We start from the raw sequence: 22,675 nt of genomic DNA, 5'->3' as shown, positions 1-22,675 counted from the left end.
TTGCGGACCAGGCCGGTCATGTGGGCGAGGTGCAGGGCCTCGACGACCTCGCCGTAGACGTCGAGCTGGAGCTGGCCGGCCGCGCCGTTGCCGACTCGGACGGGCTGGGAGCCCTCGTAGCCGGGCAGCCAGTCCAGCGAGGACTCGGTCAGCTCGCGCTCGCCGGCGATGCCGTACATGATCTGCAGGTTCTCCGGGTCCCCGGCGACGGCGCGCAGCAGCCACTCGCGCCAGGCCTTGGCCTCGTCCCGGTAGCCGGTGCGCAGCAGTGAGGAGAGGGTGATGGCGGCGTCGCGCAGCCAGGTGTAGCGGTAGTCCCAGTTGCGCTCGCCCCCGATGTCCTCGGGCAGTGAGGTGGTGGGGGCGGCGACGATGCCACCGGTCGGGGCGTAGGTGAGGCCCTTGAGGGTGATCAGCGAGCGGATCACGGCCTCGCGGTAGGGGCCCTGGTAGGTGCACTGGCCGGCCCACTCGTGCCAGAACTGCGTGGTGCGTTCCAGTTCGCGGTCGGGGTCGACGCGGGGCGGGGCGGGGCGGTGGGACTGGTCGTAGGTGAGGACGAAGGCGATGCGTTCGCCGGCCCGGACGGTGACCTCGGCGGTGAGGGTGCCGTCCGCGTCGCTGTGGTGGGGGCCGTCGAGCCAGAGTGCGTCGGGTCCGGCGACAGCGGCCAGGCGGTGGGCGATGCCGGAATGGTGAGCGCTGTCGGGCTGTTCGACGCGGTGCACCCGGGGGGCGAAGCGGCCGTAGCCGAACCGGGGCCGCAGGGTGGAGCGCACCGTCACCGTGCCGGCGAGGCCTTCGACGACGCGGACGATGCGTGGCACCGGGTCGGCTTCGGTGCTCTCGGCGGTGGGCATGGCGTTGGTGACGCGGACGGTGCCGCCGGGGGTGTCCCACTCCTGTTCCAGGATCAGCGAGTCGCTCGCGTAACGGCGCCGGTCGGCCGGGCGCGGGGACGCTTCGGCGGGACCGATGTGCCAGGAGCCGTGGTCGTCGGTGCCGAGCAGGGCGGCGAAGGCCGCCGGCGAGTCGAATCGGGGCAGGCAGAGCCAGTCGATCGCCCCGTTTCGGTGGACGAGGGCGGCGGTCAGCATGTTGCCGATCAGCGCGCGGTCCTCGATCAGGTCGCGCGGCTCGGTCGGGGCGGCGGTCATGGAGGTGTCCTTACATGGGTGGGAGGGTGACGGGCCGGGGTCAGGCGGTCGCGAGGTGCGGCAGGCGCCGGTCCGGGCTTTCCCGGGCGGGAGCGGGCGGTGGCGTGGGCCGTCGTCCGGGTGCGGTGCGGGGGGTGTCGGCGTCGAGGAGGGCCTCGGCGACGAGGCCGCGCAGTATCGGCGACAGGCCGTCCGGCAGGGCGACGGATTCCAGGGCGCCGGTGCGGCGCCACGGGTCGGCGGCCGGCTGCTCGCGGTCGCGGGCCAGGGCCCGGCGCAGGCCCGGGTCGAGAGCTGCGAGGGTGCCCAGCACGGTGGCGGGTCCGGCGAGCTGGGCGTGGGCCGGTGCGGCGGCGGGTGGCGGGGAGTTCGACGGGGCCGGTGAGCAGGAGCAGTTCGGGGGCGCGGGCGGCGAGGGCCTGTTCCAGGACGGCGAGGGTGGTCCAGGGGTCCCGGTCGGGGGCCATCAGCATCAGCGCGTCGATGCTGGCGCCGAGCAGCAGCTCGGTGGTGGCAACGAGAGCACGACCGTCGCCGGCCAGCAGGGCGTGAATCCGGTCGCGTTCGCGCTGCGGCTGGGTCGAGGTGAGGGTCAGGATCCGGCGTGGTTCGCGCCGGCCGAGCGGGTTGGCCAGGGCGCGGGCCCGCGCGGCCAGGCGGTGGGCGGTGGCGGCCACGGCCATGCGGGCGGCGTCCTCCAGGCGCCGAGTTCCGTCGGCGGGCCGCGGGGGTGCGGTGAGCGCTATCTCCAGCCGGTAGGGGCGCGGGGCGGGAGTGCCGAGCGCGTGGGCGCGGCCGTGGCGGGGTCCGGGGCGTGCGCTCCACAGTCGGCCGGACCCGTCGAGGAGGGCGGTGGTGGTGCTCTGCAGGATCCGGCGGTGGGCGGGCACGGCCGCGTCCGACAGCAGGGTGGTTGCGGGCGGCCCGCCGGCTTCCAGGGCCAGGACGTCCTCGGCCAGCAGCAGGTGCCAGGGCGGCAGGTGGACGGCCCGGTGGGCGGCGCTGAGCACGGCGGCTCCGGCGACGGTGGTGACAGCCAGCAGCGGACCGGGCCCCCGGAGGTGGCGGGTCAGGGCGCCCGGGTCGGACACCGGCGGGCAGCCGGCCGGGGCCCGGCCGGCTGCGACCCGTTCGCCCGGGGCGTGGATGCCGATCACGCTCGCGCCCGGCATGCTGCGGGCCCGCCAGTGGACGAGGGCGCCGGCCAGGTCCCCGCCCTGCAAGACCACGACCGCTCGGTGCGCCGCGGCGACGGCCTGTTCGGCGTGGCGGGCGAGGGCGGTACGCCGGCCCGTCATCAACTCCCGCTGCCCGGCGTCGCCGCCGCTGTGGTGACGGCGGGGGTCGCCGGCTGGGGGCACCGGGGCGCCGTCCGGGGCGGCGGACCGGCGAACGCGGCGGCCGGAGGCGAGAACGGCAACAGCGCCTTCGAGGGTGGTGTGCCAGCGGCGCTGCAGGTCCGCGAGCGCGGCGGCGGCCTCGTCCGGGCGAACCCCGGCTGCCTCGGCGGCCTCGGCGGGGGTGTGGTCGGCGGCGAGCAGTCGCAGCAGACGCCTCTGAAGCGGGGTGATCCCGGCCTCACCGGCCGGGGCCGGCGGACACGGCCGGGCGCGGTCGGCCGGGTCGGCGAAGTGGCGGGCGACGAGGCCGTACGTCGTGCGGACCCCGTACCGGTGGCGCAGCGCGCCGAGGAGGTCGTGGACCTCGTCAGTGTGCACGCCGTGGCGGGCGGCGATCGCCGCCGGGGTGAGCCCGGCTGCGAGCAGGTTCAGCACCGTCTGCTCGGCGTCGTCCTGCGTGGCGGTGGCCGGCGGGGTGTCGGGTGCGGTCATCGCGCCACCCCCGCCCGGGCGGTGGAGCGGGCGTGCATCCACTGGGCCGCGGCGCGCAGGTGTGCGGGGGCGTCCTGGGGGCGGCCTGCGCGGTGGCGGACCGAGTCGATGAGGGCGATCGCCTCCTGCGCCGTTGTTCCGGTGTGGTAGCGGGCGCCGGTGCCGTCCGCCTCGACGGCGAGCGGGCCGGCGGGGGTGGTGAGGTGGGTCAGTGCGGGGCCGCCGGGCGAGGCGACGGCTGGGACGAGGGCCACTGTCACCCAGCTGTGCCTGGTCAGTTCGGCGAGGTGGTCGAACTGCTCGGCGGCGGTGGCCGGGCCGCCGGTGGCCTGGTCGAGGACCTGCTCGTCGAGGAGCACCAGGGCTCGCACCGGCGGTGCCGTCGTCGCGACCCGCGCGAACACGGCCCCGTCTCCGCGTGCGCTCCGGCTGCGGGTGAGGGCTTGGTGGTAGGCGGCGGTCCGCACGCCCACTGGCACGATGCCGCCGCACGCCGTCCGCCACCCGGTGGCCTGTGACAGGACGCTCTGCAGCCGGCCGGCCCAGCCGGCCTGGTCGTCGACGGTGCTCTCTGCCCAAGTCTGGCGGATGAGAGAGTTCAGGACCGGCAGGTCCTCGTCGGCGCCGAGCGCACGCAGCAGCCGGCTCAGCCGCGGACGCGGCGGGGCCGGCGCCCGGCCCGCTTCGACGGCGGCGAGCTGCTGCACACCGATCTTCGCCGCGTCGGCGGCCGCCCGCGGGGTGAGGTTGCCGGCCTCGCGTAGCGCGGCCAGGCGCAGGCCGGCGACGACCGGACCGCTCGGCACCTGCACGGCGGTCCCCTCGGCGTCGTCGGGGCCGAGGTCGGCGGTCACGATGCCTGTCCCGTGGTCAGGGCGCGTACGGCCGCGTCGAGGTGATCGCGCTGTCGGGTGTTCAGGTACGGGACTCCTTCGATCCACGGCCACCGTGACCCGGCCGGGTGCTGGACGGCGCGGCCTGCGAGGGCGGGGTCCAGCGCGGCGCACGCCCGAAGAAGCGCCTCGGCGCGGCCCGCGCTGGGGCCGGCGCCGGGGCTACCGGCGGGATCGGAGGCGACGGGGACTAGGACGGCGAGTGTGCGCGCGCCGTCGTGTCGGTCGCGGGGCTCGAGCGACCACTCGACGGCCTCGACCGCCGCGTGCTCGTCGTGTGGGGCGAGGACCAGCAGCGCGTCCGCGCCCGCGGCCCGCAGTGGTCCGCACGTGGCCAGCACCAGGAGTTCCTCGCGGCCCTCGGCGAACCGCAGCGCCGCCTCGGTCCGCTCCCTGGCGGGCAGGCTGGGGGTGATCGCGCCGGTCCACGAGGACGCCGGGCGCTGCCACGCGGGCAGGGCCGCACCCACTCGGCCCACCGCGTCGGCGACCCGCCGGCACGTTGACGACGGGTGGCAGACCACCTGTACCCGCCGCAGCCCGTGCCGCCGCGCCGTGTCGAGGACCATGGCGGCCACGTCGTCCGTCGTTGCGACGGCTGTCCAGGGCATGGCCAGCAGCCGGTGGCCGCGTACCAGGCCCTGTCCGGCGGCGAGCGCCGCAGTGTGCCGCACCACTAGGTCGGCGTCCCAGGGAGGGCGGTGCGCGGGGAGGGAGGTGAGGGCGAGGCGGGCCGCGGCGGGCAGGTCCCGCCTCTCACCTGGCCGCGCGCCGGGGTGTTCGGGCGCCCCGGGAGGGCTGGTGCGGGCGTCGACGGTGACGACCAGGTCCCAGGGGGCGAGGTTCAGGCCGTCCAGCCGGTCCACGGCGTCGGGCGTGGCCACGACGGTGACCGGCTGGCGGGTGCCGGCCACGTCGAGCAGGCCGCGCTGGGTCCAGGCCAGGGCCCGCTGCCCGTCGTCGTGCGCGGCACCGCCGCGGGACCGCGCACACAACCCCACCACGCTTCCCTCGTGTTCGCGGGCGCGGGACCACGTGTCCATCGCGCTGTCCCACGCCGGGCCGTCTGCGGCGATCACCAGGACCCGTGAGCCGTGGCCGGCGCGGGCGTGGGCAACGGCGGCGGCCACGACGTGTTGCTCGGGTTGCGGGATCTGCGCGGCCGCGTCCGGCGTGCGGGCCAGGGCGGTGAGGATCGCCGCTACGGCCGGGGCGAGTGGGGCGGGGACGTCCGGGGCGGGCAGCGGAAGGCCGGGGCGGGCGTCGCTCGGCCGCACTAGGCCGCTGCCCGCGGCGAGTGCGGTCGCCTCGTGGTCAGTGGTCACGTGCAGCAGCCGCCGAACCCGTGCGGCACGCTCGCGCACGGTGGCCTGGGTCAGGGCGAGTTCGGCGGCGATCTCGGCGTGGGGCAGGCGGGCGAGCAGCCGCAGCAGTGCTCGGTCCGCGTGGTCGAGTTCCCGCGGGTCCGCCGCCACGCGCGGCAGGCGGCCGGCAGGGACCAGGCCGGCGGCCGCGTACTGGGCGGTGAGCTGGGCGCGAATGAAGGTGTGGCAGCGCTCCATCAGGGCCGCCGTCTCGCGTCGGACAGTGGCGAGCGGGGCCTTCCGGGCGGCGGCGATGCTCCCGACGCTGCCCGGACCGCACAGCTCGGCGGCCCAGTCGAGCGAGGCCCGGCCCTGGGGCAGGGTCCCGGCGAGCAGTCGCGCCGCGGTTTGCGGGGTGTGGACGGTGACGGGAGTGGACACGGGGTTGGCGTGGTTCACAGGGTTCCTGGAGGTCGGGTGCGGGCCGTGGTGTCAGGGGCGGTGAAGGGCGGCGGGACCGGGCCCCTCGTCGCCCTGGAACCGGTGGCCCGGCGGCCGGCGGGTGGAGGCGGGCGGCGGTGACACGGGCGGCTGGGCGGCGGGCATCGGGTCCTTGGTCGCGAAGGTGCGGGGCGGTCAGGGGTGTCGGGCGGGTCAGGTGGCGTTGCCCCGGCGCGGAAGGCCCGGGCCCGGCGCCCGGTTGACGGTCTTTAGTTGCACCCGGATGCCGTCACGGTCCGGACCGTGCACGCTGACGTACCAGCCGCGGGCCATGGCGGCCCTGGTGATCACCGGTGCCCCGCGCCCCGGCCGGTAGACGGTCGCGGGCAGCGGGGTGCCGTCCACGACGAGCAGGCCGTCGTTGAACAGCGCGCAGGACGTCGCCGCTTGGCGGACCTCGTCGGTCGCCGGGGGCTCGTCCGCCGGGTCGGGCCAGCGCACGGTCACGTGCAGGCCGTCCCGGTAGCGGGCCCTGGCCCCGACATAGCGCACGGTGCCGTCGACCAGGTCGGTGAGAGCCTCGCTACGGTGCGGTGCCGGGGCGTCTTCCAGCAGGGCCACCGGCAGGCCGGTCGCGGCCGAGACCGCCTCGGCCCGTGCCGCGAGGGCAACGGCGGGGACCGCCTGGCCGAACCCGGGGTCGAGGACCCTGTGTGCGCCGTCCGGTGCGACGGGCTCAAGCCAGTTCTGGACGTCCTGGAGGAGGTTCTCGTGACGGGCGGTGCGCTCGTCGTCCTCGTGGCCGGACGGCTCGTCCGCGAGTGTGGACGCGAGGTCGGTGAGGGGCATGGGGACTCCGTTCATGCGGGGCGGGACCAGGTGGGGCTCACGGGCACGGCGGGGCGTGCGGCTGGGCGGGTACGGGTGCTCGCGGGCGGTGTCACCGTCGGCGCGCGGCGGGCGGGAGTGGAGGGGACGGCCGGCGTCCATGTGGCGAGCGGGCGTCCGGAAGGCGAGGTGACACGGCACCGGGGCAGGTCGTCGGCGATCGCCCGGGCCGCGGTGGTGCTCAGCTCCTCGTCCCAGGTGGTGTCCGCCCACGCGCACACCTGCCGGGCCCGCTGCCCATCGGCGCCGACGGGCAGCGGCAGGGCGAACTCCAGACCCGCATGTCCGGCCCGCCCGGCGCGGGCCTCGGCAAGGTCCGCGGCCAGGTGCGGGTCGAGAGCGGCCAGCGCCGCGGTGAGGGCGGCCAGGACGGGCCAGCCGCTGTCCTCGGCCCGGTCGGCGGAGACCACCAGCAGCGGGCCCTCGCCAGGCGCGCCGGACGTGAGCGCGGCCTCAACGGCGGCCGCCGTGTGCGCGGTCGGCGCCGTCGCGCCGGTGTGGACTAGGGCGTCGGGGCCCAGCCCCGGCGGCAGCTGCCCGTCACAGACCAGCACCCATGTCTCCGCACCCGGCCCGGTGAAGCGCGCCAGGGCCCGGGCCCGGTCCCGCGCGGGCAGGGCCTCGGCGGCCAGCCCCACCGTGCCCAGGGCCTCGGCCAGGCGCAGGGACGCGGTCGGGCCCGCACTGCGCACGATCACGCGCCGCAGACTGTGAACGGCGATCAGGTCCGCGACCAGCCGGGCCGGGCCCATGTGACAGGCCGAACGGGTCGTGGACACGGCCGCGAGCCGGTAGCCGCGCATCAGGCCTGCCTCCACGGCCTGGCGCAGCGGCAGGGCCGCCGCCAGCGGGCCCGTGGTTCCTAGCTCGCAGCCGCCGCGGTAGGCGCGGCCGGCGGCGGTGAACCGGGGGGTGGAAGTCAGGCGCAGCACCGCGGCGGGCGGCGGGCCGTCGTCGGGGCGGCCGATCCGCTCGCCGATGGCGGGCAGGTGGGCGTCCAGGGCGATCGCCAGGTCGAGGGGCGGTGGCCATCCGTCACGGTGGAGCCGGTCGAGGACGGGCAGGCCGTTGGGGGTGGTGACGAAGACGGCGGGCAGGGTCGCACCGGCTGTGGCGCGCACCGCGCGCGGGCTGGCGGCGGCCGCAACGCCGGGCACCAGTGGCAGCCGGGCGGCCTCGGACCGGTCCAGCACGGCGAGGACCTGCCCGACGTTGCGGTGGGCGTCGGCGATCGCGGCGAGGTCGTGCTCCCAGTACTCGCCCGGCATCGTGAGGACGAGCACCCGGTGGCGCCCGCCGACGAGGGCGGCGGCCGCGGCGGCCAGGCGGGCCTGCTCGCGGCGCGGGACCACCGCCAGCGCCCGCCCGTCGGCGGCCAGTTGCTGCCAGGCGCGGGCCGCCGGGGCGCGCAGGTGCTCCGGGACCGGTACGACCGCGCGCAGGGGACGGCGTCCGGGCATGTCGGAGCGGCGCACGATGTCGGCCAGGCAGCCGAGTCCCACCGCCTGGTGGTCGCTGTTCACCCCCAGGGCCTCGCGCAGCGCCTCGCGGCGCCGGCGCACGGTCTCCGCGGTTGCGCCGATCTCCCCACCCGCTGCCCGGTCGTCCATCCCGGCGGCGGTCAGCCGCAGCAGCAGCCGCGTCTCGGCGGGCAGGGCCTGCACGGCGGTGAGGTCGCGGGCGCCGAGGTGCTGCGGGGCCAGGTGTCCGGCCCAGGCGTAGTCGGCGACCAGTTCGGCCCGGCTGCGCGCGCCCGTGGCCTGGTGGAGGATCGCGGTGGACCTGCGCACTTGGGCGTCGGGCCAGTCCAGGGCGTCGGCGATGCCCTCCGGCGTCAGCGGGCCGGCCAGCAGGCGGGCCAGCGCCACCGAGGAAGCGCCGCAGGGCGGCGCGCTGCGCGGGGCCCTCACCGAACGTCCTCGGCGCCGGGCCCGGCTGCGCGCTCGTCGCCGCCGGGAGGTTCTGTCAGCACGATCCGGGGAATCGGGCCGTGAGACCGGCCGGGGGTGACTACTACGAGCGTGCGCGGGCCACTGGCGTCCTCCAGGTCGGCCACCCGCGCGCTCTCGCGGTCGGAGCTGCGCAGCTGCGCCGCGAGCGTGTGGCCGTCGACCTGGACGAAGGTCACCGGCCCGACGGTGATGGGCCCGTCGCCGAGGGCCAGGCGCGCGGCTTCCTCCACCGGCAGCCCCTCCGTTAGCAGCAGGCCTGTGCCGTCGGGGTACGTGCTGCGCCACCCGGTCGCCGGGCCGGTGACGTGGGAGATGCGGGGTGTGGCCTCGTCGTCGAGGAGCGGCACCGCCAGGGCGGCGGCCTGCTCCGGCCGGTGGGGGACGGGGTGCCCGCGCCCGGGCGCCGCCGTGTCGGCGTGCAGGAGTCGCACGCCGGTGCGGTTTGCGGCGCCGCGCACGGTCACCAGCCAGCTGGCCGCGCACGCCGTCCACCCCTTCACGGGCCCGCGGGGCAGGGCACGGCATCCCACCGCGAGGTACGTCACCCCGTTCACGACCAGGGTCCCGTCGGCGAACAGGTCGGCGGCCGCCGGTCGTTCCCCGGCCGGCTCGTCGGCAGTTTCCGGGCGGGAACGGTGGGCGCGCACCGAGACGGACAGGCCACCGTCGTAGTGGGCGGTGACGCCGGCGAAGCGCATCCGGCCGTCCACCGGCTCGCTGTCGGCGTCGATCCTCGGCGGCACCGCGGCGTGGTCGAGGACGGCCACCGGCAGCCCGGTGGCCTCGGCCACGATGCGAGCCCGCTCGGCGAGCGGCACACCGGTGCCGGGATCGGGCGCCAGGCCGTCCGTGCCGGGCGACGGCACGCCGGCGGCCGGGAGGCCGGTCGGTGCGGGGAACGAGCGGGACACGAGGTTCTCCAGGAGCACAGCGAGGACGGGATCGGGGAGACAGGTCAGCGCGGCACGGGCGGCGGCGGCCGGTTGAGACGCTCCAGGTGGCCGGTCAGCTGCCGGATGTCGGAGCCGGAGGCGGCCGCGGTGTAGGCGTGGAGCGAGACCTCCAGCAGCCGTCGCGCGGTGGCCGTCCGGTCGTCGGCCTGCGCCGCCAGACCGCGCCATTCCAGCAACCGGGCACTCCACAGGGGGCTGTCCAGCAGCTCGGCGTCAGCTTGGGCGTAGCGCAGGACCTGGCCGGCGAGCAGCGGATGTCCGGCGCGGGTGAGGACGTGGCCGGTCCAGGCGAGCGCGCGCATGGCCTCCAGCGGCTCGCCGGCCAGCGCGGTGCGGGTTTGGCGCAGCAGCGCTAGGGCGGTCCGGATCGCGCCGAGGTCGGCGTGGACACCTGCCAGGACGATCCTGGTGAGGGCCACGCCCCGCCGGTAGCCGAGGGCCTGACGCAGCCGCAGCGCCTTCTCGAGCGGGCCCAGGGCGTGGGTGGCGCGGCCGGCGTCGTGGAGGGTCGCGCCGATGTCGTGCAGGTGCTGCGACCGGGACAGGGCCGCGCCGGGGTCCGGGTCGCTGTCCGCGCTGGCGAGCGCCTCGTGCAGCAGGCTGAGGGCCTCGTCGTGCTGGCCGACGGCCCTGAGGCCGATCGCCAGCGAGTTGAGGGTCTGGCGCAGTGCGGCGGGCGGCGCGTCGACGTCCTGGCGTACCGCGTCGAGGGCGAGACCGTACAGCCACAGCCAGAGCGGGTAGTCCCTGCGGCGCAGGACGAGCGGCCACAGGGCGATTGCGGCTCGCCACACCAGCGTGTGGTGCCCGGCGCGGGCGGCGGCGTCGACGAGCGGGCGCACCAGCGGGTCCTGGGTGTCCATCCAAGCCCAGGCGTCGGCGGGCCCGGTGAAGGCCGAACTTGCGGGGCCGGGTTCGGGTCGCAGGAGCGGGCGGCGGGCGCTGGCGAGAGCACCGGTCTCCTCGGCGGTGGTCACCCACCACCGCACCGTGCGCAGCACGGTGGAGGCCGTGGTCTCGGCTCCGTCGAGCGCCGTGGTCGCGAGGTGGGCGGCGTGGTCGTGGCCGGGGCCGGTGAGCCGGTAGCGCGGTCCGCCGGGGCCTTCGTCCGCGTGCGTGAGGAGGCGGTGGCGTGTGAGGGCGGCCAGGTGCGCGGCCGCGGCGGGGACGCCGGTGCCGGTGGCGGCGGCGAGCAGGGCGGCGTCCACCGGAACGGGCGGCAGCGCCCCGAGAGCGCGGTACGTGCCGGCGAGGGTGTCGTCGAGACGGCTGTAGGCCTGGTCGAGGGCGCGGTTCACGACGGTTTCGAAGGGACGGGGCCGGCGGCTGGTGGCCGGTGCGGTCACGGTGTCGGCGAGGGCGGCGGGTGTCAGGTCCGGGTCGAGTTGGAGCTGGGCTGCTGCCAGCCCGATCGCGAGCGGCAGGCCCGCGCACGCCTCCACCAGCCGTAGCAGGTCCGTCCGGTCGCCGCGGCCGAGGTCACGGGCGGCGAGCGCGGCGAGCAGGTCGGCCGCTTCGCCCGCGGGCAGCGGGCCCACGTCCAGGTGTACGGCACCGTGCGGCACCAGGCAGGCCAGGGGCGTCGGGGCGGTTACCACCGTCCGGCAGCCGGCCGCTGGCAGGAGGTCGCCCACCAGAGTCTCGTCCTGAGCCCCGGTGAGCAGCACCGCCGGGCGGCGGGCCGCCGTGAGAGACCGCCACAGGCCCAGCGCCTCGTCGAGCCGCGAGGGGACCAAGGGCGCGCCGAGCGCGCGCAGAAAGCCTCCGAGGACGTCCAGTGCCGCCAGCCGCAGTCCAGCGGCCGGCCGAAGGTCGGCGGCCAGGTACCCGCCCGGCTCGTCGCTCTCGCGCAACACCCGCGCCGCCAGGGCCGTCCGACCGACCCCGTCGGGACCGACCAGCACCACCACCCGGCCCGCGTCCAGTGTCTCAGCCACCGTCCGCCGCTCGGCGTCCCGGTCCACGAACACCGGCGCCGTGCGCGGAAGCTGCTCGGGGCGGACCCACAGCTCGCCGGCGCCCTGGTGGACGTGAATACCGCCGTGGATGCTGTCGGCCTGGAATACCGGCCCGGCCACATGTGCACGGCCACCGATCGTGTTGGTGATCACCGCGCCGCCCCCGAAACCGCGGAGCGGCCGGTGAGGCCGGCCCGCAGATCCTCAAGGGTGAGAACCGTGCATCCGGTGAGCGTGCGCAGCAGGTGGGTTGCCGCCACCCAGCGCAGCGCCCGCGCATCTCCGAAGGCGAAACAGCCGTGCACCGGCTCCGTACCGGGGAGCAGCCGCCAGCCCGCGACACCCCACAGCGCCGTCATGGAGGCCCGTACGAGCACGGCGCCGCCCAACGCCGGGCACAGGCCCGGTGACGCGAGGGCGTGCTCCGCGCACACCGGCGGATGCTCGACCCGCGCGCCCTCAGGCCAGCCGGGCGCCACCCGCCGGTGCCGCCCGCTGCGCATCCTGGGCAGCGGGAGCAGCCACAGCACGCCCTCGCTGCTCCGGTCGGCCGGCTTCCCGCACACCCGGCACGCCAGAGCGAGCATCAGCTCGGCTTGGCGGCCCGGGTGCGCCCGGCGCCACAGCGGCTCGCCCCGCCCCGGCATTCCCGTGCAGCGCAGGACCAGGGCGCCGGCCACATGGTCGACGGGCATCTCCCTCCGGTAGCCCAGGCGCACCGTGCCGTCGGCGGCGCGTACGGGCCGCAGGCGCTGGAGTACCTCGCTGCTCCAGCGTGTGATCCGCGGAACCGGTGCTCCCGATAGGGCGCCCGTGCCGACGAGCGGGCGCCCGGCAGCGGCAGGCGGCCTGGCGGCGATCACCGGTCCGCCTTCCCGACCGTCAGCACGGCCACGGCGATTCCGGCCCCTGCTGCCGCGGACCGGGTGCTGGTCCAGGGCCGCGCCAGGTCGGCGAGCTGCGCGGGCGTGCGCGGGTGCCACGGCAGGCCGGCGCCGGCGTGCGCGGCCGCCACGGCGGCGCGCCGCGCGTCGTCGTCGGCGGGGGTGCGGTGGCTGACGAGGACGGCGCTTCCCGGCGGCAGGGTCCGGTGCAGCACCGCGAGCAGTCGCGTCACCTGGCCGGCCGTCAGCTCGTGGCAGACGTCGGAGAGGACCACCGCGACTGGCAGGCTCCAGTCGAAGCCCGCTCCGCGCGGGCCGCGGAGTACCGCCAGCGTCCGGTAGGCCCTGGTGAGGTCGACGTGCAGGTGCTGAAGGCGGCCGGGAGCCGCCGGGGTGCGGAGGAGGGCACGAGCGTGGACCAGCACCATCGGGTCCCGGTCCGCGTAGACGATCCGGGCCGCGGGGGTGTGAGGGAAGACAGCGCTGTGCAGTGGTGCGAGCGCGCTGTCGGCCTGGCCCGTGGTCAGGCCGCAGCCCAGATCCAGGAACTGGCCGACGCCGTCGCCGGCGAGGCGGGCGGCCAGGACGAGGACGGCGAGGCGGGCCGCGCTCGCGTCGGCCGCCCAGGCGGGGTCAGCCTCGGCGAGTAGGGCCGCCACGGCCCGGTCGGACGCGAAGTGGTCCTTGCCGCCGAGCACATGGCCGGCCAGGCGGGCGGAGGCGGCGGTGTCCAGGCGCACCGGGTACCTCGTGGACTCGGCGGGCCATGGGTTGTCCCACGGCGCGCCGACGCCGGTGGGCCGGTCGACGCGAATGATCCCGAGGGCCCGCGGCACGCAGGTACGATGCGCGGCGCCGGGGCGCGTCAGAGCCGGCCCGCTCACGCGGCACGCTCGCAGATATCGGTGCGGCGGTCCTGCGGTGCGACGACGCGACCGTCGGACATCGCCGCCCCAGTGTCCGAGAAGAGGACGACACCGTTGCACAACAGACTCCACCCCTGCTCGGGATGGCCGTTCACAGCGACGGCCGCCTGGAAGTCGGCCGCCTCGGCGCCGGGGCACGCGGGTCGGTGCCTGCAGCCCGCGGCGCGGTCGCGGTTCAGGTCGGCGACAGGGGCACCGCTGTCGGTGGTCAGCGTCACCTGGGGAACCTCGTGGCCGCCAGCGGGCGTCAGCGTCACCACAGCCCACCCCCGGTGCTGGACCGCGCGGGCAGTCCAGGTCCCGTCGGCCCCTACCTGGGCCGACAGCAGTACGCCGTCGACACTCAGGGGCCCGGTCGCCGCCGTACCCTGCGGCAGCGCGGCGGCCACCAGACTCTCCGGGCCGTCGTGGCCCGGCGGGTGGAGGGACACCCGGGACCCGTCCTCGTAGACCGTGACGCGGTCGGCGCCCGCCTGGGCAGCAGCCTCGCCCTGGCCACCGCCGGCCAGAAGGGCGAAGACGAACGGCGGCACCGTCGAAGCGTGGTCGGCGGGACTCGTAGTGGGGTCGAGGTGCGACATCGAACCTCCAGAGAAGACGGATCGGATGATGGGCGTGGGGCGGGACGTCGGGGCCGCCGAGGGCCGAAGGATGCCGGTGGTGCCGCGGTCCCGGGGTCGGCTGCCCGGCGACGGGTCCGGCCAGGGCGAGGTGGCCGGCAGCCGGGCGGTGCCCGCCGCCCCGGCGCCGACGCCCGCGACGATCAGCACCGCGATGAGCAGCGCGGCAGGCCAGGACCCCGTCCGGGCCGCGATCACGAGCACAGCGGCCGCCGTCAAGCCCGCCATGGCAGCCAGCAGGAGCACCCCGATCAGGGCTCCCCTGACTTCGTCCCGCGAGCGGCGTCGCGAGGAGACGGGCGAATGCCGACCCGGCTCCAGGGCACGGCCCGGGAGAACACGGCTGAGCACGAGGGGAGCACGCCGTGAGCGCGGGCCGGCCGCCGACCGGCTGCGCCCCGAGCACCTGTTCTCGGCGGCTGTCGTGGGCCTGGTCCGCGTCGCCAGCTGTCCCGTGGGCGCGGCGGCCCGGACATCGCGTGACCGGCGATTGGACTGGGGTGTCGTCACGCGGCTCCCCTCGCTTCGGGGACCCAGGTGGCGGCGGGACCGACAAGGTGCAGGCGCGGGGCGGTGCCGGCGCCGGGCCGATCCGGGACCACGGCCAGCAGCAGCAAGCCGTGCGCATGCAGCGCGTAGGCCCGCCACCCGCCGGCCGCCGCCACGAGGGCCGGGTAGAGCTTGCTCTCGATGAAGACCTTCGCCTCGCCGGTTGTCGCCCCCGGCAGCACCGTCTCGAGCAGCACCTGCGGTCCGCGTCCCAGCGCCGCCGGCCCGGGCGGCGGCCGCGCTCAGCTCGCCGGGCCCCGTGCAGTCGCGCTCGGCCGGGATACGGGTCCGGTCGCCGCACACGGATGACGGGGACAGCATCGTCAGGAACGGGCCGAGCGGCCGAGCGGCGCCAGTTCCGGCGGGCGCGGGAACGCCGGCGGTGGTGCTGGGGGAGGTCATCGGATCGTCCTCGTGGATCGCTGGGATGGCCGGCAGGCGGGCAGTCCGGTCCGGCCTCCGGCCGACGGAGTCACTGGAACTGGCGCAGGGCGTGGCTGACGGTGGCGGGTGGCGGGACGAGGAGGGCCGGGGGCAGCAGCACGCTCGCGACGGTTTGCCCGGGGACGCTGGTGACGGTGACCTTCAGGTCCAGGTACCGGGCGGCCGCTGCCACCAGCCGCAGCCCGAGGCCGGGCCACCGTGTCCCGGCCGGGGCTCGGCCACCGCTCTCCAGGACCTGCCGTACGGCCGGGAGGGTCCTGTCGTCCATGCCGGGGCCGCCGTTGTCCGTGACGGTCAGCCACGTGGCACCGCCACCGCCCGGTTCCGTCGAGCTGGCCAGGACGACCTGCGCCTGCGGGCCGCCGCACAGCAGGGCATTGTCCAAGAGCTCCGCCACTGCGGCGGCGAGGGGTTCGATCGCCCAGGGCACCACAGTGAGGTCCGCGGTTGCCAGTACCTGCACCCGTTCGAAGTCCGCCACCCGGCTCGTCGCGGCCTGGCCGACCTCGGCGAACTGCGCGGGCTGTCGCCGCGGTGCGGGCCAGATCCCGCCGGTCAGGACGGCCAGCCGCACCGCGAAGCGCGACGCCAGGGCGTTGGCGAGGTCGACCTGGTAGAGGCAGGCCAGCGACGCCGCGTCCGTGATCTGCTGCTGGGCCGCGCTCAGTTCACTGCCCTGCCGGCCGAGCTGGGCGAGGACAGGGCGGACCGCGGTCGCCGCGTCCTGGGAGATCTGCCCCCGGACCCGCCCGGCGGACGCGAGGACCATGGCCGCGGCCCGCCGGACGACGGACGGAGCCTGATCGACGCGCGGCGGCATGCCGAGTTCGGCAGCGCGAAGCAGGTGCGGGAGCCAGGTGGCGACGAAGTCGTTGAGCGCGGCGTTGTGCGCTTCCTGGCAGACGACGGCCACGACGTCAGCGGCGGCACCCCGGTGACGGCCCGTTCGGGAGAAGACCGCCATTACCGCACCTCGTTCGTGGCCGAGGGCGTGAGGGCGGATCGGTGCCGGCTGGGTCCGTCGGCGCGGGCGGGGCCGGGCTTCGGCCGGTTGGTGTGGAGGAGCAGCGTTCGCGCGGTCGTGGTGTTGACGGTCACGGCGTGGTCCTTCGGTCGTGGGGGTGCGGGTCGGCGTACGCGGCGGGGTCGTCCGGGTCGGTCAGCAGATGGGCGGGGATCAGGAGTTGCGCGGTGGTGCCCCGGCCGGTGGCCGAGTCGACGGTGGCCACCAGACCGGCGCTGTCCGCGGCGGCCGCGACCAGCCGCAGTCCCAGACCGTCGGCCGGGGAGCCGGACGAGGCGGTGTAGACGCCTCGGCGGTGTCGAAGGAGGGCTTGCGTGCGGGCGAGGGCGGCGGCGTCCATGCCCGTGCCGGTGTCGGTGACGGTCACCGGCAGCACCCCGCCCGCCGGCGGCCCGGCCACCATCACGACCCGCGTGCCGTCCGAGGCCCGCAGCGCGTTGTCCGCGAGCTCGGCCAGCGCGGCCAGCAGCGGTTCCACCGCCCGGGCAGCGACCGTGCGCTCCAGGTGGACGACGATCTCGACCCGGTCACCGCCGTCCACACCGGCCAGAGCGGCGCGCGCGAGGCCGCCGAGGGGTTCGGTCTCGCTGTGCAGGCCTGGCCAGCCCCCGCCGGCCAGGACCGCGGCCCGCACCGCGAGTCGCAGCATCACCGCGGCCTGCGGCGCCAGGAGCAGCAGCCGTCCGGCTCCCGCCCCGGAGGGCAGTTGCCCGGCCAGCAGATCGAGCATTGGCCGCACGGCGTACAGCACGTCCAGGGCCGCTGTGGTGCGGACGCGGTTCAGCGCGGCGGTCAGCTGACTGATTGCCGGATCGGTGCCGGGCCGCAGGCCCCGTTCGTCCGGCGACGGGAGTGCCCCGGCGTTCTCGGCGGCCCGCACCACGAGCGGCAGGCCGGTGCGCACGAACTCCTCGATCGACCGCTCGGCGGCCCTGACCTCGTCCGGCCGGTGCGCCGGCACCACCGCCTCGGCGGTCCCGTGCCGACGGCGCAGCCGGGGCAGAACGGATTTGGTGATCACGCCGCCGCCCTCGCCTCGGCGTTGCCGCTTGCGGCAACGGCCCCCAGTCGTTGGAGGTGCCAGGCGGGTACCGCCCCGAGGTGCACGGCCCGCGCCAGTGCCGGGGTCAGCCGGCCACGCTGCCCGGCGCGTGCCCGCGACGCGATCAGCACCGCGGCCTCAGCGGCCTCCTCGCCCACCAGCGCGGCGCCTGGCCAGCCGTGCACACTCACGATCTCCAGCAGCATCACGGCCGCGCCCTCGTACTCGGTAGCGGCTTTCTCCCCCCTCATGTGCCCGACGCCGTCGACGACTGCGGCCTCAGCCTCCGCGATCCGCCGGGCGGCCCGCTGCACCTGAGCGGCGATCAGAGCGCCGAGCGTCGCCTCCGGCGCCTCGCCGATCACGTCCATGTCGGCGACCCGCCCGTCGGATGCCGGGGGGATCGAAACTCGGCCGCCGGTGCCACAGGCCGGACGGCCCCGCCCGGGGACGCCCGCAGTGGTGCGCCCGTAGTGCGGCACCACCCGCCGGCTCGAATCGGTCATCGTTGTCACTCCAGGACAGTCGTCTACGGGAAAGCGGTGGCCGGACGGACAGTCAGAGCTCGTCCGCACGCGCAAGGGCGCGAGTCCCGGGATGGAGGCGGACTCGGGAGAAACGGGCTCCGCAAGGCCCGGCCAGGCCATATCTTCATGACAGTGAGCGAACCGCCTGTCACGCCCGGTGTGAATGCCCGAGACGGTGCGGATGCCGTTAACGCCGTTAAAGATCGTTTCGAGCGCAGGGAGCACACGGTGGCGCCGGTCCGCAACACGCAACTGGAGGCCGTGATCCGGGAACTGGGCTGGTCCCAGGACCGACTCGCGGCCCAGGTGCGCCGGACGGCAGCCGAAGCGGGGGCCAACGAGCTTCTTTCGGTGACGCGGTCCCACATCGCGCAGTGGCTCCGCGGATCGAGGCCGAGCGGCCGGGCGCCCGCTATCTTGTGCGAGGCGCTGTCCCGCGGACTGGGACGCCCGGTCAGTCCAGCCGAGATCGGTCTCACCGATCACGGCCGGGACACGACCACGTGGGACAGCGACCCCGTGTCTGCACTCGCGAACTTCAGGGATGACATGCTCGGTCGCCGACCGCTCCTCTTCTCCGTCCTCGCCGCCACCGTTCCCGGCCCGGCCTGGTGGGGCGTCCGCCGCGACCACGCCCGCAACCGGGCTCCCGTCGTCGCCCTGACGGTCTCCGAGGCGCACGTGGAAGCCCTCCGCGACGCTGCGGAGTTCTACTCCCGCCAGGACCAGCGGCTGGGCGGACGGGCTGGCCGCACCTCCCTGCGGGCCTACCTGGGCACCGACGTCGCCGCCTACCTCACCGGCCGCCCTACGAGCGAGCGAGTGCGCACCGACCTGCTGGCCGCCGCCGGCCAACTCACCTACCTCGACGGCTGGATGGCGTTCGACGGCGGCGACCAGGGCGGCGCCCAGCAGAGCTTCGGCTTGGCGCTGGCACTGGCCGCCGAGGCGGACGACCCCGCGCTCGCCGGTCACATCCTCCGCGCCCAGGCCCACCAGGCGCTCGACCTCGGCCACCCCCGGGCCGCCCTGCGGTTCGCCGACGCCTCCGTCGACAACCCCCGGTACACAGCCGCGAGCCCCCGGGAACGCGCGCTGCTGGGAGTCGTCCACGCCCGCGCACTTGCCGCCACCGGGCGCAAGCCGGACGCCATGGCGGCACTGCACCGCGCCGAGCACGACCTCTCCGCCGCCGACAGCGGCAAGGACAGGGAGCCGGCGCGGGTCGCCTTCTTCGCCGAGGCCAGCCTGGCACACGAGACGGCCCTGACCCTGCGGGCCCTGGGGGACCTGCGCGGCGCGGAGGAGGAGATGAGGTACAGCGTCCGAACCCGGCAGCGGGCCTCCGCCCGCACGCACGCCGTGACCCTCGGATACCTCGGTGCCGTCCAGGCCCAGCGCGGCCACATCGACGAAGCGTGCTCCACCTGGCACACCGCACTCGACGCGATGGACGGCATCCAGTCCGGCCGGACCCGCGACATCGTCCAGCAGATGCGCAGCGCCCTGTCCCCCGTCCGCAGCCGGGGCGGCAGTGCCGCCACCCAGCTGGACGCCCGCGCCCGCGAAGTCCTCCAGGCCATAGGCTGACCGCACCGCGACGAGCGTCCGCAGGACCGGCCACCGAACGGCCACGGGACCCTGCGGACAGGGGAGGAGAAACGCATGCTCACGATCGAGCCTGTCGCCGTGGTGGTCGGAGGCCACCACGAGGTCGCCGACGACTACCAGGGCGGAGTCGAGTCGATCATCCGGCTCGACGGACGCTTCCCCCTCGACACGCTCCAGGGCCTCGACGAGTTCTCGCACCTCCAGGTCCTGTGGCACTTCCACCTGGCCTCGCCGGAGGACGTGCAACTGCATGCCCGCAGCCCGCGCGGAAACCCCCGCTGGCCCGAGAGCGGCGCTTTCGCGCACCGCAACCACCGCCGGCCCGCCCAGCTCGCCGTCTCCTACCCTCGCCTGCTGCACGTGGCCGGGCGGGACATCCACGTCACGGACCTCGACGCCGTGAACGGCACCCCAGTGATCGACATCGCGCCGGTTTTCCGTGAGATGGGCCCGCGTGGAAAGATCACCCAGCCTGCCTGGCCGGCGGAGATGCTTACCCACTACTGGAGGGACGCTGACCAGCGCCCTCTCTGAGGGGCGGGCGATGCCGACGGTCACGCGGTGGCACGTAGGGACACCAGCAGCAACCGCCGCGCCAGCATGTTCGGATCGCACACGCGCCCCGGAACGGCCCATGGCCAGGCTGTTGTGGCCGTTCGGCATGGGCACGACTCGGGGTGAGGCGTGGCGCGGCCAGCGTGTCGCGGCGGTGACGCATCCGCGTTACATGGAGCTGCAGTGCCATCGAGAACTCATCCAGGGTCGGAAAGGTCGAAGCGCAGCCATTGGCGGCCTCGGGGGATGAATCAACCGTGGCCCGGGCGCTGCGGCATCACCAGGCCGCGGGGTGGCACGGTGGAGGTCTGGAAGACGGCGTGTCCCGCGTCGGCCGTGCGAGGAGGCGAAGATGCCACTCCTGATCACTTCCCTGGTTGGACGCTGTGACCTCGGGTTGGCCCGTGCCGACATGCTGTTGCGGCTGGCCGATGAGGAGAGGCCGGCGGCGGTGTCGCGGCGCCTGGCCGTGGTTCTCCTCGCCTGGTCCATGTCCGGCCTTGCCGACGACGTGGCCTTGGTGGTCGCAGAGCTGGTTGCGAACGCGGAGGGACACGGCGGCGGACCTGCCGCGGTTGGCATCGCCCGTTACGAGCGCGGTGTCGTTGTGATGGTGACCGACCGCAGTGGTGACTGCGAACGGATCACGGACTTTATGAGGGGAAGACCGGTGGGTACTGAGTCGACCCAGGCCCAGCGAGATCTCACGCTCCAACCGCATCTGGGCGTGGGAAACCCTGGGAAACGCGGTGACGTGGTGCGCGGCAGCCGCGCGGGCCGTCCCGGGGAGGTCCTCGCCGGTGCACGCGGCGAGGCGCTCTGCCAGGACGGGCCCGGGCGGGGTCGGTTCGGCGGGCGGCAGGACGCGGCGCAGCCAGCGGCGTGGTGCGCCGACGGACGCCAGTTGCCGCCGCAGGTCGTCGATGGCGGCGTTCTCGTGACCACCGCGCGGGGAAGTGCTGTCTCTCCCCGCTTGGGCGGGGGGAGACGGCACCTCGCTGACTCAGGCGCGGGAGCTGCGGGCGAACGCCACGAGACCTGCGAATGCCTCCGGTGTGACGAGCAGGGCCGGCCCGGCGGGGTCCTTTGAGTCGCGGATGGCCACCGCTTCGAAGCGAGTGCCGGTCAGGTCGGCGACCTCGACGCAGTTGTTGCCGGATCCTCCACTGTAGGACGACTTGAACCAGTGGGCCGCGCCGGTGAGTTCGGGGGCAGTGATGTGGTGGGTCATGAGGTGATCTCTCGGGTGAGTTGTTTCAGGAACTCCGGTGTCGCCTCAGCGGGGAGGGCCGAGCGGGACAGCGCCTCGAACATCCGAGTGAACCGGCCGACTTCGCGGGACTTGTCCGTGAGGGACATGCCGGCCCCCGTGTCCAGCTGGACCGTCTTGGGCAGCTTGTCGCCGAGGTCCAGGAGCGTGAAATCAGAGAGCGACAGGTAGCCGCGAACCGACTGCGGAAGGATCTGCACGGTCACGTTGTCGAGCGCTGCGATCCGGGCGATCTCCTCGTACTGCTCGCGCATGATGTCCACGTCCCCAGCCACGTACCGTAGCGCCGGCTCGTACTGGATCGCCCACAGCTTGACAGGATCGTCGGGGGCCACCACCCGCTCCTTGCGCTTCATCCGCAGGGCCACGCTCTTCTGTATGAACTCCGACGTGGACTCCTCGATCGGCTTGGCGATCTCGTGCAGAGCCTTCGCGTACCGCTCGGTCTGCAGCAATCCGAGCACGCACGTGGGGTGGTAGGCGCGGACGGACTGGGCCGCGGACTCGACGCCGAGGAAGCGGGGCATCGAGGGCGCCATCGTCGCCACCGTGTATGGCGTCCACCAGTCCTGGCGCGAAGCGGTGCGCTGGAGATCCACCAGACGCTCGGTCTCATCCTCGTCGTCGACGCCGTACCGGGCGAGGAGCTTGCGTAGATCCCCGGCGTTGCGAAGATCCTGAAAACCGGTCTCCACACGCTGGAGCTTCGTCGAGCTGAACGCCAGCCCCTTCACAGCGTCTTCCAGCGTGATGCCGGCCTGCTGCCGCAGTTCCCGAAGCTCGTGCCCCAGTTCGATCCGCCGTGCTGTCGGCCTCGGCCGTGCTGCCACGTGCTCACCTCCGGAGTGCATGCGTCTACCGTCCGTATCGATCCGCGCAGTGTTGCACGTCACGCGCGCGCGGTGCCAGGCCATGCGCTTGCGTTGGCATGTGTCATTTCCTCTTCGTCGGGGGATTCAGTGCCGATTCCGTTGCAGATTCAGCGTAGACGCGCCACCTTGGTGGAACGCCCTGATTGACGGGGCATCAGAGACGGTCAGTCGAGGCCCGCGAGACGCCGACGGCCGCCACCTCCACCATTGGACTGCGGAGGTCTTCGTGCGCCGATCTGCTGACGACCAGCTTCGCCGCCGGGTGCCGGCCGACATCGCGGCGGGCCTGCCGGGGCGGCCGGCGCGTGCTGACCCGGACGAACTCCTGAAGCGGGTGTATCCCGTCGGTGCCTCTCGGGGCGCCTGGCGGCGACGGCCGGACGGTACCGAGGTCTTCGTCGAGGGCTTCGAGCGCGCCTTGCGCCGCGAGACGGTCCTGCGGCGGCTGGCGGGCGGACGGCGGCTCAGGCGGTACCGGGGGTTGGTATGACGGCCGTCGAACTCGCTCCAGCCGAGCCGGCTCTCCCTTCCCGCCCCGCCACGGCATCCCTGCGCTACCGCCCGGTCGGCGCGGGCCGCACGCCTGCTCGTCCGGGGGAAGCTCAAGGAATGGGGCCTGGACGCACTGGTCGACCCGGCCGAGCTGATCGTCACCGAGCTGGTCTCCAACGCCTGCAAGACCGGCTGCCTGACCTTCATGCAGGTGGCCGTCCGGCGCCCAGCCCCGGGATTCGTCCGAGTCTGCGTGCGGGACGGCTCCCCGGAACTGCCGGTGCTGCTGTCGGCCGGCGAGGACCAGGAGTGCCGCCGCGGCCTGGCCCTGGTCCACGAACTCACCGGCGGCCGGTGGGGGACCACCCTCGAACCCTGGGGCAAGAGCGTGCACGCCGACCTTCCGGTCTCCTGACCGCCCGACACCACGTCAACCGGCCGGTAACCGGCCACGACATCTTCCATTGCTGTCCGTCACTGC

The 22,675-nt window shown here is 75.3% G+C and carries 21 protein-coding genes; 4 read left to right on the top strand and 17 right to left on the bottom strand.

Going from position 1 to position 22,675, the window contains the following annotated elements; translation table 11 throughout:
- The 15 genes from ACIQIB_RS30455 to ACIQIB_RS30385 form a co-directional block, all read right to left on the bottom strand.
- On the bottom strand, window positions 1-1,157 hold a 1,157-nt coding region (locus tag ACIQIB_RS30455), incomplete at its 3' end, for a glycoside hydrolase family 15 protein (RefSeq protein ID WP_400761939.1).
- Window positions 1,154-2,989 (bottom strand): hypothetical protein, encoded by a 1,836-nt coding sequence (locus ACIQIB_RS30450; RefSeq protein ID WP_400761937.1) that lies wholly within the window; start codon window positions 2,987-2,989, stop codon window positions 1,154-1,156. The genes ACIQIB_RS30455 and ACIQIB_RS30450, both read right to left, overlap by 4 nt.
- Window positions 2,986-3,843, bottom strand: a complete 858-nt coding sequence (locus ACIQIB_RS30445; protein ID WP_400761935.1) for a Scr1 family TA system antitoxin-like transcriptional regulator — start codon at window positions 3,841-3,843, stop codon at window positions 2,986-2,988. Before ACIQIB_RS30445 ends, ACIQIB_RS30450 begins: the two co-directional genes overlap by 4 nt.
- A complete protein-coding gene (locus ACIQIB_RS30440; protein ID WP_400761933.1) occupies window positions 3,840-5,627 on the bottom strand; it encodes a hypothetical protein in 1,788 nt (595 codons plus the stop codon). The genes ACIQIB_RS30445 and ACIQIB_RS30440 overlap by 4 nt, the downstream gene beginning before the upstream one ends.
- A 213-nt stretch (window positions 5,628-5,840) precedes the next feature.
- The gene (locus ACIQIB_RS30435) at window positions 5,841-6,476 is read right to left on the bottom strand and encodes a hypothetical protein (protein WP_400761931.1); all 636 of its coding nucleotides are present in this window, start codon (window positions 6,474-6,476) and stop codon (window positions 5,841-5,843) included.
- Between the two features lie 11 nt (window positions 6,477-6,487).
- The gene (locus ACIQIB_RS30430; RefSeq protein WP_400761930.1) at window positions 6,488-8,425 is read right to left on the bottom strand and encodes a hypothetical protein; all 1,938 of its coding nucleotides are present in this window, start codon (window positions 8,423-8,425) and stop codon (window positions 6,488-6,490) included.
- Complete coding sequence (locus ACIQIB_RS30425; RefSeq protein WP_400761928.1) at window positions 8,422-9,378, bottom strand: hypothetical protein; 957 nt, start codon at window positions 9,376-9,378, stop codon at window positions 8,422-8,424. Before ACIQIB_RS30425 ends, ACIQIB_RS30430 begins: the two co-directional genes overlap by 4 nt.
- 44 nt (window positions 9,379-9,422) lie before the next feature.
- Complete coding sequence (locus tag ACIQIB_RS30420; RefSeq protein WP_400761926.1) at window positions 9,423-11,531, bottom strand: tetratricopeptide repeat protein; 2,109 nt, start codon at window positions 11,529-11,531, stop codon at window positions 9,423-9,425.
- Window positions 11,528-12,073: a hypothetical protein gene (locus ACIQIB_RS30415; RefSeq protein ID WP_400761924.1), complete on the bottom strand. Its 546-nt coding sequence runs from the start codon at window positions 12,071-12,073 to the stop codon at window positions 11,528-11,530. The genes ACIQIB_RS30420 and ACIQIB_RS30415 overlap by 4 nt, the downstream gene beginning before the upstream one ends.
- A 164-nt stretch (window positions 12,074-12,237) precedes the next feature.
- Window positions 12,238-13,098 carry an SAM-dependent methyltransferase gene (locus ACIQIB_RS30410; protein ID WP_400761922.1) on the bottom strand — a complete coding sequence of 287 codons (861 nt, stop codon included), beginning with the start codon at window positions 13,096-13,098 and terminating at the stop codon, window positions 12,238-12,240.
- A 44-nt stretch (window positions 13,099-13,142) separates the two neighbouring features.
- Window positions 13,143-13,367, bottom strand: a complete 225-nt coding sequence (locus tag ACIQIB_RS30405; protein ID WP_400761941.1) for a DUF5999 family protein — start codon at window positions 13,365-13,367, stop codon at window positions 13,143-13,145.
- Between the two features lie 947 nt (window positions 13,368-14,314).
- Window positions 14,315-14,554: a hypothetical protein gene (locus tag ACIQIB_RS30400; protein ID WP_400761920.1), complete on the bottom strand. Its 240-nt coding sequence runs from the start codon at window positions 14,552-14,554 to the stop codon at window positions 14,315-14,317.
- A gap of 275 nt (window positions 14,555-14,829) precedes the next feature.
- Window positions 14,830-15,765 (bottom strand): ATP-binding protein, encoded by a 936-nt coding sequence (locus ACIQIB_RS30395; RefSeq protein WP_400761918.1) that lies wholly within the window; start codon window positions 15,763-15,765, stop codon window positions 14,830-14,832.
- Between the two features lie 130 nt (window positions 15,766-15,895).
- A complete protein-coding gene (locus tag ACIQIB_RS30390; RefSeq protein WP_400761916.1) occupies window positions 15,896-16,846 on the bottom strand; it encodes an ATP-binding protein in 951 nt (316 codons plus the stop codon).
- Window positions 16,843-17,373, bottom strand: a complete 531-nt coding sequence (locus ACIQIB_RS30385) for a hypothetical protein (RefSeq protein ID WP_400761914.1) — start codon at window positions 17,371-17,373, stop codon at window positions 16,843-16,845. Before ACIQIB_RS30385 ends, ACIQIB_RS30390 begins: the two co-directional genes overlap by 4 nt.
- A 570-nt stretch (window positions 17,374-17,943) precedes the next feature.
- Here ACIQIB_RS30385 and ACIQIB_RS30380 point away from each other — a divergent pair.
- A complete protein-coding gene (locus ACIQIB_RS30380) occupies window positions 17,944-18,984 on the top strand; it encodes a Tat pathway signal protein (RefSeq protein ID WP_400761912.1) in 1,041 nt (346 codons plus the stop codon).
- Window positions 18,985-19,059: 75 nt separating this feature from the next.
- Window positions 19,060-19,539: an SAM-dependent methyltransferase gene (locus tag ACIQIB_RS30375; RefSeq protein WP_400761910.1), complete on the top strand. Its 480-nt coding sequence runs from the start codon at window positions 19,060-19,062 to the stop codon at window positions 19,537-19,539.
- A 1,024-nt stretch (window positions 19,540-20,563) separates the two neighbouring features.
- Here the strand turns inward: ACIQIB_RS30375 and ACIQIB_RS30370 are convergent.
- On the bottom strand, window positions 20,564-20,791 hold the full coding sequence (locus ACIQIB_RS30370; RefSeq protein ID WP_363631244.1) for a DUF397 domain-containing protein: 228 nt from the start codon (window positions 20,789-20,791) through the stop codon (window positions 20,564-20,566).
- Entirely contained in the window at window positions 20,788-21,660 is an 873-nt protein-coding gene (locus ACIQIB_RS30365; RefSeq protein ID WP_400761907.1) for a helix-turn-helix domain-containing protein, read from the bottom strand. Before ACIQIB_RS30365 ends, ACIQIB_RS30370 begins: the two co-directional genes overlap by 4 nt.
- 268 nt (window positions 21,661-21,928) lie before the next feature.
- Between ACIQIB_RS30365 and ACIQIB_RS30360 the strand changes: the two genes are divergently transcribed.
- Together ACIQIB_RS30360 and ACIQIB_RS30355 are read left to right on the top strand one after the other, a co-directional pair.
- Entirely contained in the window at window positions 21,929-22,192 is a 264-nt protein-coding gene (locus ACIQIB_RS30360) for a hypothetical protein (protein WP_400761905.1), read from the top strand.
- A gap of 255 nt (window positions 22,193-22,447) precedes the next feature.
- Entirely contained in the window at window positions 22,448-22,609 is a 162-nt protein-coding gene (locus ACIQIB_RS30355) for a hypothetical protein (protein ID WP_400761904.1), read from the top strand.
- The last annotated feature ends 66 nt before the right edge of the window (window positions 22,610-22,675 follow it).

This window comes from Kitasatospora sp. NPDC092286 (genome assembly GCF_044755565.1).
Classification (GTDB): Bacteria; Actinomycetota; Actinomycetes; order Streptomycetales; family Streptomycetaceae; genus Kitasatospora.
The sequence above is the reverse complement of the archived record's forward strand: the minus strand, read 5'-3'. Positions and strand labels throughout refer to the sequence as shown.

Excerpts from the sequence above, each read along its gene's own strand:
- ACIQIB_RS30450 (WP_400761937.1), bottom strand. The coding sequence starts at position 2,989 with ATGACCGCACCCGACACCCCGCCGGCCACCGCCACGCAGGACGACGCC.
- ACIQIB_RS30435 (WP_400761931.1), bottom strand. The coding sequence starts at position 6,476 with ATGCCCCTCACCGACCTCGCGTCCACACTCGCGGACGAGCCGTCCGGC.
- ACIQIB_RS30415 (WP_400761924.1), bottom strand. The coding sequence starts at position 12,073 with ATGCCCGTCGACCATGTGGCCGGCGCCCTGGTCCTGCGCTGCACGGGA.
- ACIQIB_RS30395 (WP_400761918.1), bottom strand. The coding sequence starts at position 15,765 with ATGGCGGTCTTCTCCCGAACGGGCCGTCACCGGGGTGCCGCCGCTGAC.
- ACIQIB_RS30385 (WP_400761914.1), bottom strand. The coding sequence starts at position 17,373 with ATGACCGATTCGAGCCGGCGGGTGGTGCCGCACTACGGGCGCACCACT.
- ACIQIB_RS30380 (WP_400761912.1), top strand. The coding sequence starts at position 17,944 with ATGCTCGGTCGCCGACCGCTCCTCTTCTCCGTCCTCGCCGCCACCGTT.
- ACIQIB_RS30375 (WP_400761910.1), top strand. The coding sequence starts at position 19,060 with ATGCTCACGATCGAGCCTGTCGCCGTGGTGGTCGGAGGCCACCACGAG.
- ACIQIB_RS30370 (WP_363631244.1), bottom strand. The coding sequence starts at position 20,791 with ATGACCCACCACATCACTGCCCCCGAACTCACCGGCGCGGCCCACTGG.